Annotated in this window: 13 protein-coding genes; 5 read left to right on the top strand and 8 right to left on the bottom strand. The window is 71.3% G+C overall.

Annotated features, from left to right (window positions below; genetic code table 11):
- Positions 1–56: 56 nt before the first annotated feature.
- Together recO and ABZV94_RS14035 are read left to right on the top strand one after the other, a co-directional pair.
- Positions 57–803 (top strand): DNA repair protein RecO, encoded by a 747-nt coding sequence (recO, locus tag ABZV94_RS14040; protein ID WP_356340502.1) that lies wholly within the window; start codon positions 57–59, stop codon positions 801–803.
- Positions 804–833: 30 nt separating this feature from the next.
- Positions 834–1,682, top strand: coding sequence for an isoprenyl transferase (locus ABZV94_RS14035; protein ID WP_356340500.1), 849 nt, complete (start codon positions 834–836; stop codon positions 1,680–1,682).
- Between the two features lie 85 nt (positions 1,683–1,767).
- Here ABZV94_RS14035 and ABZV94_RS14030 read toward each other — a convergent pair whose 3' ends face one another.
- From ABZV94_RS14030 to ABZV94_RS14015, 4 genes are read right to left on the bottom strand one after another with little or no spacing between them, the layout of a single operon-like run.
- Entirely contained in the window at positions 1,768–2,187 is a 420-nt protein-coding gene (locus tag ABZV94_RS14030) for a transcriptional repressor (RefSeq protein WP_356340499.1), read from the bottom strand.
- 59 nt (positions 2,188–2,246) lie between these two features.
- Positions 2,247–3,149, bottom strand: coding sequence for a metal ABC transporter permease (locus ABZV94_RS14025; RefSeq protein WP_356340497.1), 903 nt, complete (start codon positions 3,147–3,149; stop codon positions 2,247–2,249).
- Positions 3,149–3,919, bottom strand: coding sequence for a metal ABC transporter ATP-binding protein (locus tag ABZV94_RS14020; RefSeq protein ID WP_356340496.1), 771 nt, complete (start codon positions 3,917–3,919; stop codon positions 3,149–3,151). Before ABZV94_RS14020 ends, ABZV94_RS14025 begins: the two co-directional genes overlap by 1 nt.
- Positions 3,920–3,930: 11 nt before the next feature.
- A complete protein-coding gene (locus ABZV94_RS14015) occupies positions 3,931–4,911 on the bottom strand; it encodes a metal ABC transporter substrate-binding protein (RefSeq protein ID WP_356340495.1) in 981 nt (326 codons plus the stop codon).
- A gap of 160 nt (positions 4,912–5,071) precedes the next feature.
- Between ABZV94_RS14015 and ABZV94_RS14010 the strand changes: the two genes are divergently transcribed.
- A complete protein-coding gene (locus tag ABZV94_RS14010; RefSeq protein WP_030652477.1) occupies positions 5,072–6,454 on the top strand; it encodes a glycine--tRNA ligase in 1,383 nt (460 codons plus the stop codon).
- A gap of 67 nt (positions 6,455–6,521) precedes the next feature.
- Here the strand turns inward: ABZV94_RS14010 and ABZV94_RS14005 are convergent, their stop codons facing one another.
- Together ABZV94_RS14005 and ABZV94_RS14000 are read right to left on the bottom strand one after the other, a co-directional pair.
- Positions 6,522–7,574 carry a chitinase gene (locus ABZV94_RS14005; protein ID WP_356340493.1) on the bottom strand — a complete coding sequence of 351 codons (1,053 nt, stop codon included), beginning with the start codon at positions 7,572–7,574 and terminating at the stop codon, positions 6,522–6,524.
- A gap of 113 nt (positions 7,575–7,687) precedes the next feature.
- Complete coding sequence (locus ABZV94_RS14000) at positions 7,688–9,115, bottom strand: MFS transporter (protein WP_356340492.1); 1,428 nt, start codon at positions 9,113–9,115, stop codon at positions 7,688–7,690.
- Between the two features lie 179 nt (positions 9,116–9,294).
- Between ABZV94_RS14000 and ABZV94_RS13995 the strand changes: the two genes are divergently transcribed.
- A complete protein-coding gene (locus ABZV94_RS13995) occupies positions 9,295–10,167 on the top strand; it encodes a helix-turn-helix transcriptional regulator (RefSeq protein ID WP_356340490.1) in 873 nt (290 codons plus the stop codon).
- 118 nt (positions 10,168–10,285) lie between these two features.
- On the opposite strand, the gene ABZV94_RS13990 is transcribed toward ABZV94_RS13995, so the two are convergent.
- On the bottom strand, positions 10,286–11,737 hold the full coding sequence (locus tag ABZV94_RS13990) for an MFS transporter (protein WP_356340489.1): 1,452 nt from the start codon (positions 11,735–11,737) through the stop codon (positions 10,286–10,288).
- Between the two features lie 174 nt (positions 11,738–11,911).
- Here ABZV94_RS13990 and dusB point away from each other — a divergent pair, with 174 nt between their 5' ends.
- Positions 11,912–13,042 (top strand): tRNA dihydrouridine synthase DusB, encoded by a 1,131-nt coding sequence (gene dusB / locus ABZV94_RS13985; protein WP_356340488.1) that lies wholly within the window; start codon positions 11,912–11,914, stop codon positions 13,040–13,042.
- Between the two features lie 63 nt (positions 13,043–13,105).
- Here dusB and ABZV94_RS13980 read toward each other — a convergent pair whose 3' ends face one another.
- Positions 13,106–14,674 carry a CDP-alcohol phosphatidyltransferase gene (locus tag ABZV94_RS13980; protein WP_356340536.1) on the bottom strand — a complete coding sequence of 523 codons (1,569 nt, stop codon included), beginning with the start codon at positions 14,672–14,674 and terminating at the stop codon, positions 13,106–13,108.
- Positions 14,675–14,952 lie beyond the last annotated feature (278 nt).

Genomic DNA, 14,952 nt, shown 5'->3' with positions numbered 1-14,952 from the left:
GCTGTGCCGGTGCCACGCGCGACGGCACCGCCCCCGGCATGGGCGAGAATGGAGCCATGAGTCTGTTCCGCGACGACGGCATCGTGCTGCGCACCCAGAAGCTGGGTGAGGCGGACCGGATCATCACGCTGCTCACGCGCGGCCACGGCCGGGTGCGGGCCGTCGCCCGGGGCGTGCGGCGCACGAAGTCCAAGTTCGGCGCCCGGCTCGAACCCTTCTCCCACGTCGACGTGCAGTTCTTCGCGCGGGGCAGCGAGCTGGTCGGGCGCGGGCTGCCGCTGTGCACACAGAGCGAGACCATCGCCCCCTACGGCGGCGGGATCGTCACCGACTACGCGCGCTACACCGCCGGGACCGCCATGCTGGAGACGGCCGAGCGGTTCACGGACCACGAGGGCGAGCCGGCCGTCCAGCAGTACCTGCTGCTGGTCGGGGCCCTGCGCACGCTCGCCCGGGGCGAGCACGCGCCGCACCTCGTCCTCGACGCCTTCCTGCTGCGCTCCCTCGCCGTCAACGGCTACGCGCCCAGCTTCAGCGACTGCGCGAAGTGCGGGATGCCCGGCCCGAACCGGTTCTTCTCCGTGTCCTCCGGCGGCTCCGTCTGCGTCGACTGCCGGGTGCCCGGCAGTGTCGTACCGTCCCCGCAGACCCTGGTGCTGCTCGGGGCGCTGCTTACGGGAGACTGGGAGACGGCGGACGCGTGCGAGGCACGGTACGTCCGCGAGGGCAGCGGGCTGGTGTCCGCCTACCTGCACTGGCATCTGGAGCGCGGCCTGCGCTCCCTGCGGTACGTAGAGAAGTAAGCACGGCACGGGCGAGGAGACGAGAAGCACATGGTCGTACGCGGGATCCTGGGGCGCCAGCGGCGCGAGTACAAGGCGCCGGAGCCGCACCCGTCCGGTGCCCGCGCGCCCAAGCTCCCGGGTGAGCTGGTCCCGAACCACGTGGCGATCGTCATGGACGGCAACGGGCGGTGGGCCAAGGAGCGGGGGCTGCCGCGCACCGAGGGGCACAAGGTCGGCGCCGAGCGGGTGCTGGACGTGCTCCAGGGCTCCATCGAGATCGGCGTCCGCAACATCTCCCTGTACGCCTTCTCCACCGAGAACTGGAAGCGGTCGCCCGAGGAGGTCCGCTTCCTGATGAACTTCAACCGCGACTTCATCCGCAAGACCCGCGACCAGCTCGACGAGCTGGGCGTGCGGGTGCGCTGGGTGGGCCGGATGCCGAAGCTGTGGAAGTCGGTGGCGAAGGAGCTCCAGATCGCCCAGGAGCAGACGAAGGGCAACGACCTGCTCACCCTGTACTTCTGCATGAACTACGGCGGCCGTGCGGAGATCGCCGACGCGGCGCAGCGGATCGCCGAGGACGTGAAGGCGGGCCGGCTCGACCCGTCGAAGGTCAGCGAGAAGACCGTCCAGAAGTACCTGTACTACCCGGACATGCCGGACGTCGACCTGTTCCTGCGGCCGAGCGGCGAGCAGCGCACGTCCAACTACCTGCTCTGGCAGAGCGCGTACGCCGAGATGGTGTTCCAGGACGTGCTGTGGCCCGACTTCGACCGGCGTGACCTGTGGCGGGCCTGCGTCGAGTTCGCCTCCCGCGACCGCCGCTTCGGCGGCGCGGTCCCGAACGAGGAACTGCTGGCGATGGAGGCCGCCATGAAGGGCGACGCCACCTCGTAGCGGCCAGGGCGACGGGGGCGCCCCCGGGGGGTGGGGAACCGCGCGCGGCCATGGCGTGCGCGCGGTCGCCGACCGCCGCGCGGTCCTACGGCGCGCAGCCCCCGGCGCAGTCGGCACACGTGCCGAAGATCTCCACCGTGTGGGCGACGTTGACGTAACCGTGCTCGGCGGCGATGGCCTCGGCCCACTTCTCCACCGCCGGGCCCTCCACCTCCACGGCCTTGCCGCAGGCCCGGCAGACCAGGTGGTGGTGGTGTTCGCCGCTGGAGCAGCGGCGGTAGACGGACTCGCCGTCGGACGTGCGCAGGACGTCGACCTCGCCGGCCTCGGCGAGGGACTGGAGGGTGCGGTAGACCGTGGTCAGCCCGACGGAGTCGCCCTTGTGCTTCAGCATGTCGTGCAGTTCCTGCGCGCTGCGGAACTCGTCGACCTCGTCCAGGGCCGCCGCCACGGCTGCACGCTGGCGGGTCGCGCGGCCCTTCACGGGCGGTCCAGCGGTCGTCACCGTTGCCTCCTCACGTCTGCTGCTGCCCGGGCCATTGTGCCAGCCCGGGCTGTCGGCGGTCAGACGCCGACCTCGTCGCCGGCGCCCCGCGCGGCCGGAATTGCGCACTCCGCGGGGTCTCCGGCGGGCTGGGCCGCGGCTGCCGCGCGGGCGCGTCGCCGGGCCAGCGGGCCGGCCAGCGCGGTCAGCACGAGGAACGCGGCGATGGTCAGCAGGACGATCGTGGCGCCGGGCGGGACGTCCTGGTAGTACGACGTGACCGTGCCGCCGACGGCCACCACCACGCCGATCGCCACCGCGATCACGAAGGTGACGGTGAAGCTGCGGCTGAGCTGCTGCGCCGCCGCCACCGGGACGACCATCAGCGCGGACACCAGCAGCAGGCCGACGACCCGCATGGCGACCGTGACGGTGACGGCCGCGGTGACCGCCGTCAGCAGGTTCAGCGCGCGCACCGGCAGGCCCGTGACCCGCGCGAACTCCTCGTCCTGGCTGACCGCGAACAGCTGCCGGCGCAGGCCGAGCGTGACCAGCAGGACGAACGCGGCGAGCTCGCAGATCGCGGTCACGTCGGACTGGGACACCGTCGACAGTGAGCCGAACAGGTACGACACCAGGTTGGCGGTGGAGCCGCCCGGCGCCAGGTTGATCAGCATCACGCCGCCGGCCATACCGCCGTAGAACAGCATGGCCAGGGCGATGTCGCCGCGCGTCCTGCCGTACCAGCGGATCAGTTCCATCAGGACCGCGCCGAGGACGGAGACGGCCGTCGCCATCCACACGGGGGACGTCGACAGCAGGAAGCCGAGGCCGACGCCCGTCATGGCCACGTGTCCGATGCCGTCGCCCATCAGGGCCTGGCGGCGCTGGACCAGGTAGATGCCGATCGCGGGCGCGGTGATGCCGACCAGCACGGCGGCCAGCAGCGCCCGCTGCATGAAGGCGTAGTTCAGGAAGTCCATCAGCTCAGCAGTCCCGTGCGGATCGGTTCGGCGCCCGCCGGAGCGTGCGGGTGTACGTGGTCGTGGCCGGGCAGCGCGTGCTGGCCGACCGCGCGCGGCGGCGGCCCGTCGTGCAGCACACAGCCGTCGCGCAGGACGACCGCCCGGTCGATCAGGGGCTCCAGCGGGCCCAGCTCGTGCAGCACGAGCAGGACCGTCGTACCGGCCTCGACCTGCTGCTTCAGGGTGCGTGCCAGGATCTCCTGGCTGGCCAGGTCGACGCCCGCCATCGGCTCGTCCATGATCAGCAGCTCGGGCTCGGCGACCAGCGCGCGGGCGATCAGCACGCGCTGGTGCTGGCCGCCGGAGAGCGCGTTCACCGAGTCCTTGGCGCGGTCCTCCATGCCGACCAGCTCCAGGGCCCGGCGCACGGCCTCCCGGTCACCCCTGCGGAAGACACCGAAGCGGGTGCGCGACAGGCGGCCCGAGGAGACGATCTCGGTGACCGTCGCCGGGACCCCGCCCGCGGCCGTCGTCCGCTGCGGTACGTAGCCGACGCGCGCCCACTCCCGGAAGGACCGGCGCGGGGTGCCGAACAGCTCGATCGTGCCGTCGCTCACCGGCACCTGGCCGATGATCGTGCGGATCGCCGTGGACTTGCCGGAACCGTTCGCGCCGAGCAGCGCGACGACCTCGCCGCGGCCGACGGTGAGGTCGATGCCGCGCAGCACGGGGCGCGCGCCGAGCTCGGCGGTCACGCCGCGCAGGGCTATGACAGGCTCGCTGGTCATCTCGTCTCCCGTCACTTGGCGCCCAGCGCCTGCTGGAGCGCCTTGAGGTTGGCCCGCTGCACGGCGAAGTAGTCCGTGCCGCGGGACTTGCCGGTGATGCCCTCGATCGGGTCGAGGACGTCGGTCTTCAGGCCCGCGTCCTTCGCGATGGTCTTGGCGGTCTTGTCGCTGACGAGCGTCTCGTAGAAGACCGTGGAGACGCCGTCGGCCCTGGCCATCTTCTCCAGGTCCCGGACGCGGGCGGCGCTCGGCTCGGACTCGGGGTCGAGGCCGCTCACGGCCTCCTCGGTGAGGCCGTAGCGCTCGGCGAGGTAGCCGAAGGCGGCGTGCGTGGTGATGAAGACCTTGGTCCTGGTGTGCGCGAGGCCGTCCTTGAACGCGGTGTTCAGCTCGTTCAGCTGCTTCACCAGGGCCGCGGTGTTCTTCTCGTAGTCGGCCGCGTGCTTCGGGTCGGCCTTCTCGAAGGCCTTGCCGACGCCCTCGGCGACCTGGGCGTAGCGCACCGGGTCGAGCCAGATGTGCGGGTCCTTGCCGGTGGATTCCCCGCCCTCGTGGCTGTCGTGCTCGGCGGCGTGGCCGCCGACCTCGTCGCCGTGGTCCTCCAGCGTCGTCAGGGAGGCCGCGTCGATCTTCGTCCTGACCGGGGACTGGGCCACCGCGTCGTCGACGGACGGCTGGAGGTTCTTCAGGTACAGGACCGCGTCGGACTCCTCCAGCGAGGCGATCTGCCGGGGGCTGATCTCCAGGTCGTGCGGCTCCTGGCCGGGCGAGGTGAGGGTGGTGACGTGGACGTGGTCCCCGCCGATCCGCTCGGCGAGGAAGGCCATCGGGTAGAACGACGCGACGACGTCGAACTTGCTCGTGTTGGCCGCGACCGCCGTGTCGCCGGAGCAGGCGGACAGCGTGCCGGTCCCGAGGGCGGTGGCCGCGGCGACCGCGGCGGCGGGTATGAGGCGCTGCGCGCGGGACCGGGTGCGTCGTCGTACGTTCATGACAGTCATTTTCAACGAAGATGGAAACCGTTGTCAACAACGCTCGTCATGCGGTCCGGACAGGGGCCGATTTGGTCGTGGGGGAGCCTGCGCCGGTAACCTGAATCATTCGCTGGAAGCATCTCGCTTCAACGCCCGTCGTCGTAATGAAGAGAGCACCGTGGCCGCCGACAAGATCGACACCATCGTCAGCCTGAGCAAGCGCCGTGGCTTCGTTTTCCCTTGTAGTGAGATCTACGGCGGACAGCGTGCCGCCTGGGACTACGGACCGCTCGGTGTCGAGCTGAAGGAGAACATCAAGCGCCAGTGGTGGCGCTACATGGTGACGTCGCGCGAGGACGTCGTCGGTATCGACTCGTCCGTCATCCTGGCCCCCGAGGTCTGGGTGGCGTCCGGCCACGTCGCCACCTTCACGGACCCGCTGACCGAGTGCACCGCGTGTCACAAGCGGTTCCGCGCCGACCACCTGGAGGAGGCGTACGAGGAGAAGAAGGGCCACGCCCCGGCGAACGGCCTCGCGGATGTCAACTGCCCGAACTGCGGCAACAAGGGCCAGTTCACCGAGCCGAAGCAGTTCTCGGGCCTGCTCTCCACGCACCTCGGCCCGACCCAGGACTCCGGCTCCGTCGCCTACCTGCGCCCCGAGACCGCCCAGGGCATCTTCACCAACTTCGCCCAGGTGCAGACCACCTCGCGCCGCAAGCCGCCGTTCGGCATCGCCCAGATGGGCAAGTCGTTCCGCAACGAGATCACGCCGGGCAACTTCATCTTCCGCACCCGCGAGTTCGAGCAGATGGAGATGGAGTTCTTCGTCAAGCCGGGCGAGGACGAGCAGTGGCAGGAGTACTGGATGGAGCAGCGCTGGAACTGGTACACCGGCCTGGGCCTGCGTGAGGAGAACATGCGCTGGTACGAGCACCCGAAGGAGAAGCTCTCCCACTACTCCAAGCGCACCGCCGACATCGAGTACCGCTTCCAGTTCGGCGGCTCGGAGTGGGGCGAGCTGGAGGGTGTCGCCAACCGCACCGACTACGACCTCAGCGCGCACTCCAAGGCCTCCGGCCAGGACCTCTCCTACTTCGACCAGGAGGCGGGCGAGCGCTGGACGCCGTACGTCATCGAGCCGGCGGCGGGTGTCGGCCGCACCATGCTGGCCTTCCTGCTCGACGCCTACGTCGAGGACGAGGCGCCCAACGCCAAGGGCAAGATGGAGAAGCGCACGGTGCTGCGCCTGGACCACCGCCTGGCCCCGGTGAAGGTCGCCGTGCTGCCCCTGTCGCGCAACCCCGAGCTGTCCCCGAAGGCCAAGGGCCTCGCCCAGGCGCTGCGGCAGAACTGGAACATCGAGTTCGACGACGCCGGCGCCATCGGCCGCCGCTACCGCCGCCAGGACGAGATCGGTACGCCGTACTGCGTGACCGTCGACTTCGACACCCTGGAGGACAACGCGGTCACCGTCCGCGAGCGTGACTCCATGAAGCAGGAGCGCGTGTCGCTCGACCAGATCGAGGGCTACCTGGCCCAGCGTCTCGTCGGCGCCTAGTCACACCGCCGGATGCCGGGCGAGCCGCCAGCGCGGACTCGTCCGGCATTCGCGTGTCCGCTCCCGCTCAGCGGCCCTGGAGCGCCTTGACGTTGTCGCCGAAGGTCCAGTTCTTCGATCCGTCCCAGTTGACCGACCACGTCATCAGGCCCTTGAGCGACGTGCCGTAGTGCTTCCAGGCCTGGGAGACCAGGGACGGGGACATGTAGCCGCCGCCCGCGCCGGGCTGCGCGGGCAGGCCGGGAACCTGCTTGTCGTACGGCACCCTGATCGTCGTGCCCTGCACCACCAGGCCCTTGTCCAGGCAGTCGGTCTGGGCGGTGAAGCCCTGCACCGTGCCGGCCGCGTAGGAGTCGCCGGAGCAGCCGTACATGCTGCCGTTGTAGTACTGCATGTTCAGCCACCACAGGCGGCCGTTGTCGGCGTACTTCTTGACGATCGGCAGGTACGCGCCCCAGATGGAGCCGTAGGTGACGCTGCCGCCGGTGACGTACGCCGTCTCCGGGGCCATCGTCAGGCCGAAGCCGGACGGCATCTGCGCGAGGATCCCGTCGATGATCCGGATCAGGTTGGTCTGGGACGTGGACAGCCGGCCGATGGTGCCGCTGCCGACCAGGCCCGTCTCGATGTCGATGTCGATGCCGTCGAAGTTGTACTTCTTCAGGATGGGCACGATCGTCGCCACGAAGCGGTCGGCCACGGCGGAGGAGCTGAGGTCGATCCCGGCCGCCGCGCCGCCGATGGACAGCAGGATCGTCTGGCCGGACGCCTTGGCCGCGCACATCTCGGCCGGCGTGGCCACCTTCACGCCGGCGTCCATGCCGTCCTCCCACAGGGCCGTGCCGTCGGAGCGGATCACCGGGAAGGCCGCGTTGATCACGTTGTAGCCGTGGGCGGGGATGCGCGAGTCGGTGATCGGGGTCCAGCCGAAGGGCGGGTGGACCCCGTTGGCGGCGCCGTCCCAGTTCTCCCAGTACCCCTGGAGCACCTTGCCCGCCGGCCTCGGCTTCACCGCGCAGGTGTCGGCGGCGGACGCGGCGGGCGCGGTGGCGATCGCGAGCGGGGCGAGGACGGCCGTGGTGAGCGCGGCGGTCAGGGCGCGCAGGGTGCGGCGGAGCATGGGGCCTCCCGGTGGGGGTCGGTGAGGGGGCGCGGATCGTGTCGTAGACATGACAGTGCGCGTGGTCCAGACCTGTCGTCAATAGGTCTGGACCAAAACCCCCAGCCGGGTTCTCAGCCCACCGTCCGCGGCAACCGCAGGCTCAGTAGTCCCGTCAGCACGATCCCGCCCAACTGCACCAGCAGCGTGCTGATCAGCGCGTCCCGCATGCCCAGGTGCGGCACCAGGGTCAGGAACAGCGTGCCCAGCGTGGCCACCCCCAGGGCCAGCGCCGACTGCTGCGTGGTGACCATCACCCCGCTGCCGACCCCGGCCCGCGCGGGCGGCACCTCGGACATCACCAGCCGCATGATGTTGGGCAGTTGGAGCGCCTGCCCCGCACCGGCCACCGCCGCGCCCGGCAGCAGGGAGACGACGTCCAGCCGCGGCCAGTCCCGCCACGCGGCCAGGACGATCAGCAGCACACCTACCCCCTGGAGCACGGACCCGGCCGTGACCACCCGGGTGCCGAAGCGGGCGATCAGCCGGGGCCCGGCCAGGGAGACGAACAGGAACGCCACGGCCATCGGCGCCAGCGCGAGCCCCGCCGGCACCGGACCCAGCCCGGCACCCTGCTGCAACGCCAGCGCGATCATGAACATGAACCCGCTGAAGCCGATGGAGAACGGCACCATCAGCTCCAGACCGCGCCGCATGGACGGCACCCGGAACAGACTCGGCGGCACCAGCGGGGTCCGCCCCGACCGGTCCGCCCGCCGCTCCACCGCCCAGAACGCGCCCGCGGCGAACGGGAACGCGGCCAGCGCCAGCCAGGTCCACAGCGGCCAGCCGGCGGCCCGGCCCTCCGTCAGCGGCGCGAGCAGCGTCAGCAGGGACACCGCGAGCAGGACGGTGCCCGGCCCGTCCACGGGCTCGGGGTGCTGCGACCGGGTCTCCGGCACGAACCGCGCGGCGAGCACGAGCCCCAGCACGACCACCGGCACATTGACGAGGAAGATGGCCCGCCACCCGGTCCCGGCGACATCGGCGGCGACCAGCACCCCGCCGAGGATCTGCCCGGCCACCATGGACAGCCCCGCCGTGGCGCCGTACAGGCTCATGGCCCTGGCCCGGCGCGCGCCGCTCGTGGCGGACTGGATGGTGGCGAGCACCTGCGGCAGCATCGCGGCGGCCGAGGCACCCTGCGCCACCCGGGCCGCGACCAGGCTCCAGGCGCCGGGCGCGAGCCCGCAGGCCAGCGAGGTGAGCCCGAAGGCGGCCATCCCGGCGAGGAACAGCCGGCGCCGGCCGAACAGGTCGCCGAGCCGCCCGCCGAGCACGAGCAGCACGGCGTACGCGACCCCGTACCCGGCGACGACCAGCTCCAGCACGGCCTCGCCCGCGGCGAGATCGGCGCCGATGGTCGGCAGGGCGACATTGACGATGAAGAAGTCGACCAGCGGCAGCGCCGCGGCCAGCAGGACGGTGAACAGCCCGGGCCCGCCGAGCGCGGGCGGCGCCGCCGTCGTGCGGACGGCGGGGGCGGTGACGGTTTCACTCATGCTCCCGAGCCTCGGGCATCGCCCAGGCTGGTACCAGAGTCTCCTCATCCTGGTATCAGCACTACCCGGAACCACCCGGCGGCCGGGCCGGCTCCCGGGTCATGCTGGTGGTCGGCCGCCCTTGTCCTGGTACTGGAAGCACCTGGAAACCGGCTGGACCGACCGGCACCCTTGGACGTATGACGACCACGGTCCAGGAAACCCGGACGCAGCCCGTCCGGGGCGCGGAGATCCGTCGGCACGAGCTGGCCGCGTTCCTGCGCAGCAGACGGGAGCGCATCACGCCGGAGCAGGTGGGCCTGCCGCGCGGGGCCCGCCGCCGCACCCCCGGGCTGCGCCGCGAGGAGGTCGCCCACCTCTCCGCGGTCGGCGTCACCTGGTACACCTGGCTCGAGCAGGCCCGTGACATCCAGGTCTCCGTCCAGGTCCTCGACGCCCTCGCACGCGCCCTGCGCCTGGACGCCAGCGAGCGCGCCCACCTCTTCCAGCTGGCCGGCGCGACGGACCCCACCCCCGCCGCGAGCTGCCCGAGCGTCACCCCCGCACTGCGCCAGATGCTGACCGCGCTGGAGCCGATCCCGGCCTGCATCCAGAACAGCCGCTACGACATCCTCGCCTACAACCGCACGTACGGCCGCCTCCTGGGCGACCTCGACGCGGTCCCGCCCGAGGACCGCAACTGCATGCTCCTCGTCCACACCAACAAGGAGTGGCAGGCGGCGGTCGTCCACCTGGAGGAGACCCAGCGCCTGATGGCCGCCCGGCTGCGCGCCGCCCTGGCCGGCCATCTCGGCGAGCCCGCCTGGAAGATGCTCCTGAAGCGCCTGCACGAGTCACCCGCCTTCCGCGCGAACTGGCAGCGCTACGAGGTGGTCGACACCCGCTCCAAGACCAAGGAGTTCCTCAACCCCTACGTGGGCCACCTCAGCCTGGAGCACACCGACCTGTGGCTCGCCCCCGAGATCGGCGCCCGGATGGTGACCTACACACCGAGAAACGAGGAGACCCGGCAGCGACTGGAGAAGCTGTACGAGATCACCGGCGACCACTGACCGCCGGCCCGGCGGCGCTTCGGGCCGCGCCGGCCGACCGGGGCGGAACTGCTGCCGGCGTCGTGAGCCCACCACCCCACCGGCACCGGAAGCGGACGGCGCCCCGCCGGCCCCCCGACTACGCCCGCTCCGCCGTTTCCGCCAGCCGGCGTACCTCCGGGGACCGCAGGCTCTCGGCCGTGCGTTCGGCGGTGCGGCGGGCCCAGTGGCCGCTGGTCAGGAGGCCCAGGGTCAGGACGGCCAGGCCGCAGGCGGTGAGGATCCACCAGCCGGGGCAGGCCGCCGAGACGAACACCTGCCGGTACGGGGAGGAGCCGATGCCGGAGGCCAGGACGGCGCCGACGACCGCGACGCCGAGCGTCTGGCCCAGCTGCCGGCTGGTGGAGGCGACGGCGGCGGCGACACCGGCCTGGGCGCGCGGCATGCCCGAGACGGCCGTGTTGGTGATCGGCGCGTTGACGAATCCGAAGCCGATGCCGAAGAGGACGTAGCCGAGGAAGAGAGTGGTGTTGGAGGTCTCCGCCTCGAACGCGGCGAACAGGACGCCGCTCGCGGTCATCGCCGCCCCCGCCACCAGCAGCGGCAGGCGTGGGCCGCGGCTGCCCACCAGGCGGCCGGACAGCGGGGCGCACAGGAACGTCGGCACGGCCATCGGAAGCATCCACAGGCCGGCGTGCAGGGCGTCCAGGCCGCGCACGTTCTGCAGGTACAGCGTGGACAGGAACAGGAAGCCGCCGAGCGCAGCGAAGGCGCTGATCGCGATCACCGTGGCGCCGCTGAACGGGGCCGAGCGGAAGAAGCGCAGGTCGATGAGGGGTTCGTCGCGGCGGGGCTCGTACCACAGGAGCGCCAGGAGGGCGGCCACGGCGACGACGGCGAACGGGGTCACCGGGCCGGTGCCCGACTCCGGTGCCTCGATGATCGCGTACGTCAGCGAGCCGAACAGGGCGATCACCAGCAGCTGCCCGACCGGGTCGGGGCGGCGGGCCTTGGGCGCGCGGGACTCGGGGACGAAGCGGAGGGTGAGCAGCAGGGCCGCGAGGCCGACCGGGAGGTTGACCCAGAAGATGGAGCGCCAGCTCACCGACTGCACCAGCAGCCCGCCGACGAGCGGACCCGCGGCCATGGAGATGCCGACCACCGCGCCCCACACACCGATCGCGCGGGCGCGTTCCCGGGCGTCGGTGAAGGTGTTGGTGATGATCGACATGGCGACCGGGTTGAGCATCGAGCCGCCCACCGCCTGGACCATCCGGAAGACGATCAGCAGTTCCAGGTTCGGGGCGACGGAGCAGAGCACGGAGCCGGCGGTGAACACCACCAGGCCCGCCATGAAGACGCGTTTGCGGCCGATCCGGTCGGCCGTGGAGCCCGCGAGCATCAGCAGCGAGGCGAGGACCAGCGTGTAGGCGTCGATCGTCCACTGCAGGCCGGAGGTGGTGGCGTGCAGGTCGCGCTGCATCGAGGGCAGGGCCACGTTCAGCACGGTGTTGTCGAGGCTCACGATCAGCAGGCTCATGCAGCAGATCGCGAGCACGAGCAGGCGTCGGCGAGGGCTCAGCTCTGGCATGTGTCCCATCGTACGCCGAACTCAATAGTGCGGCTAACTAATGAGTCATACATGATCCTCGGCGCCGGACGGCGGAGCTGCCGGACGAACCGCGCGACGGGTGAGGGACAATGGGTGCTCGCCCAGTGTTCCTGTGTCCGTCCTGCACCGTAGATCCGTCCCGGAGTCCTGACGATGACCCACCCGCTCTCCATCGGCCCGCACGCCGTGACGCCGCCCGTCGTGCTCGCACCCATGGCGGGGATCACCAATGCCCCCTTCCGCACCCTGTGCCGGGAGTTCAGCGGCGGCAAGGGTCTCTTCGTCAGCGAGATGATCACCACTCGGGCGCTGGTCGAGCGCAACGAGAAGACCATGCAGCTGATCACGTTCGACCCGAGCGAGCAGCCGCGCTCGATCCAGCTGTACGGCGTCGACCCCGCGACCGTCGGCAAGGCCGTCCGCATGATCGCGGAGGAGGGCCTGGCCGATCACATCGACCTGAACTTCGGCTGCCCCGTACCGAAGGTCACGCGCAAGGGCGGCGGCTCGGCCCTGCCCTACAAGCGGAACCTGCTGCGGGCCATTCTGCGCGAGGCGGTCAGCGGGGCCGGCGACCTGCCGGTGACCATGAAGATGCGCAAGGGCATCGACGACGACCGCATCACCTATCTCGACGCCGGCCGCATCGCCGTGGAGGAGGGCGTGACGGCCATCGCCCTGCACGGCCGCACCGCCGCCCAGCACTACGGCGGCACCGCCGACTGGGACGCCATCGCGCGGCTGAAGGAGCACGTGCCGGAGATCCCCGTGCTCGGCAACGGCGACATCTGGTCGGCCGGGGACGCGCTGCGGATGGTGCGGGAGACGGGGTGCGACGGGGTCGTCGTGGGGCGCGGGTGCCTGGGACGGCCGTGGCTGTTCGCGGACCTGGTCGCCGCGTTCGAGGGGCGGGACGATTTCCTGCGGCCCACGTTGCGCGAGGTCGCCGACGTGATGGTGCGGCACGCCACGCTGCTCGGGGAGTGGATCGGTGACGAGTCCAAGGGCGTGGTCGACTTCCGCAAGCACGTCGCCTGGTACCTGAAGGGGTTCGCGGTCGGGTCGGAGATGCGCAAACGGCTCGCGATCACGTCGTCCCTGGAGGAGCTGCGGGCGGGGCTGGACGAGCTGGACCTGGACCAGGCGTGGCCGGCCGGGGCGGAGGGGCCCCGAGGGCGCACGTCCGGCAACAACCGGGTGGTGCTGCCGGACGGGTGGCTGAAGGATCCGTACGACTGTTCCGGGATCACCGAGGAAGCGGAGCTCGACACGTCGGGCGGGTGACCGTCCCCGGGGTTCCGCCCCGGGCCCCGGCGTCGGCCGGCCGGCACCCGACCCGGAGGGGCGTCAGTTCTTCTTCGGGTGGGGAGTCGAGCCGTAGGCCGTCAGGAAGCGGTCCCGGAAGGCGCTCATCTTCCACACCGGGGCGTCGTGGGCCGGGCGGAGCCCGTCCGTCCAGTTCCAGTCGGCGATCTTGTCCAGCATCCTGGGGTCCTTGGCGACGATCGACACCGGCACGTCACGGCTGGCGTGGTTCCCGCTGACCCGGGCGATCGGCTGGTGGTCGCCGAGGAAGACCAGCACGGTGTCCTCGGTGCCGTACCGCTCCAGCCACTCGGTCAGCGCGGTCACCGAGTACTGGACCGACTTGCCGTACTCCTCGCGGGACCTGGTGGTGTCGGCGATGATGTCGGCCGGCTTGTTCCCCGCCGCCTGGATGCCCTCGAAGACCGAGCCGTCACCGAGCTGATCCCAGCCCACCATCTTCGGGATGGGCGCCCAGGGCTGGTGGCTCGACGTCAGGATGAGCAGGGACATCCGTGCCTTGCCGTCGGCCGGCCGCCTGCTGTGCACCCGCTCCTGGTACTGCTGGAGCGCGTACTGGTCGGGCATGGTCGACCAGCTGAACTTCGGCCCCCGGTAGCCGAGCTGGAAGGCGTTGTAGACCTTGTCCAGGCCGTACCACTTCTGCTCCGGCCACCCCTTCTGCACGCCCGGCATGACCCCCACCGTGTCGAACGCGCCGGTCTTCTTGAACGCCTCGGTCAGGCTGAGGTGGTCGCTGGCCATCACCGTGCGGTAGCGCTGCTGATTGCTGATCCACAGGCCCGACATGGTGGTGGAGTGGCCGAGCCAGCTGCTGCCCCCGTACGTCGCCGAGGTCAGCCAGCCGCTCTTGGCGTGGAAGCCCGCCTTGGCCAGCGCCTTGGTGCGGGCGTCGAGGGTCCGGTCCACGCCGGGCGCCATGATCGGGTCCTCGATCGCACTGCGGCCGTAGCTCTCGATGAAGGTGAAGATCACGTCCTTGCCGCGCAGATCGGGGACCAGCTCACTGCCCGGCGTGTTCCCGAACGCGTCGACCCGGGCCACCTTCCGGAACTCCGCCTCGTCCTTCAGCGTGGCCGACACCCGGCGGACCTGGCCCTTCAGCGCGGTCGCGGTGCGGTCGGAGGCGATCGGCACGCCCGCTATCTGGAGCCCGAGCGAGGAGCAGGTGATCCAGACGACCCCGGCGACCAGGGTGCCGCGGGTGGCGGTGCCGGGGTGCCGGGCGAGGAGGTTGCTCAGCCGCACCATGGCCAGCGCCGGCAGGACGAGGAGCAGCAGGACGACGACGATCAGTCCGGCCACGGCGGCGAGGGTGGCCGTCCGCCCGAGGGAGTCCTCCAGATACGACTCCGCGTCGCCGAACAGGCTCCAGTCCAGTACGACGTTGAAGCCGCGGCCGAGGTACTGGTTGAACCCCATGTCCAGCGCGTTGAGCACGGTCATGGCCCCGAGCAGCACCCCGGACGCCGCCGCGACCACCACCCGGGGCCGGCGCGGCAGCGCGAGCAGCACGGCCGCGCCGACGACGGCCTCGGCGGGTATGCGGAAGAACTTCGCGGGACCCAGCCGTACCACCGTGTTGGGCATGACCAGCGCCGCGACGACGAGGGCCGCGGCGAGCACGGTGACGGTGACGGACAGGGCCCGCGCGGCCTCCGGATGCCCTTCCCGCCAGCGCTTCCGCCATGCCGACCATGCGGTCCAGGGACGGCGGAACGTGCGTGCGGCGGGTTCGGTGACCTCTTCGGCGACGTCCTCGGCGGAGGCAGACTGGAGCGCGCTCATGCCCTCCGGTACGGCCCATGGGAAGGCACTGTTCACGCCGGCCGGGCAAACACCTGGTCAACACGGCCGACGGCACGTCA

It is taken from the genome of Streptomyces sp. NPDC004658 (genome assembly GCF_040609555.1).
Classification (GTDB): Bacteria; Actinomycetota; Actinomycetes; order Streptomycetales; family Streptomycetaceae; genus Streptomyces.
This window is presented reverse-complemented; position numbering and strand designations above follow the sequence as displayed.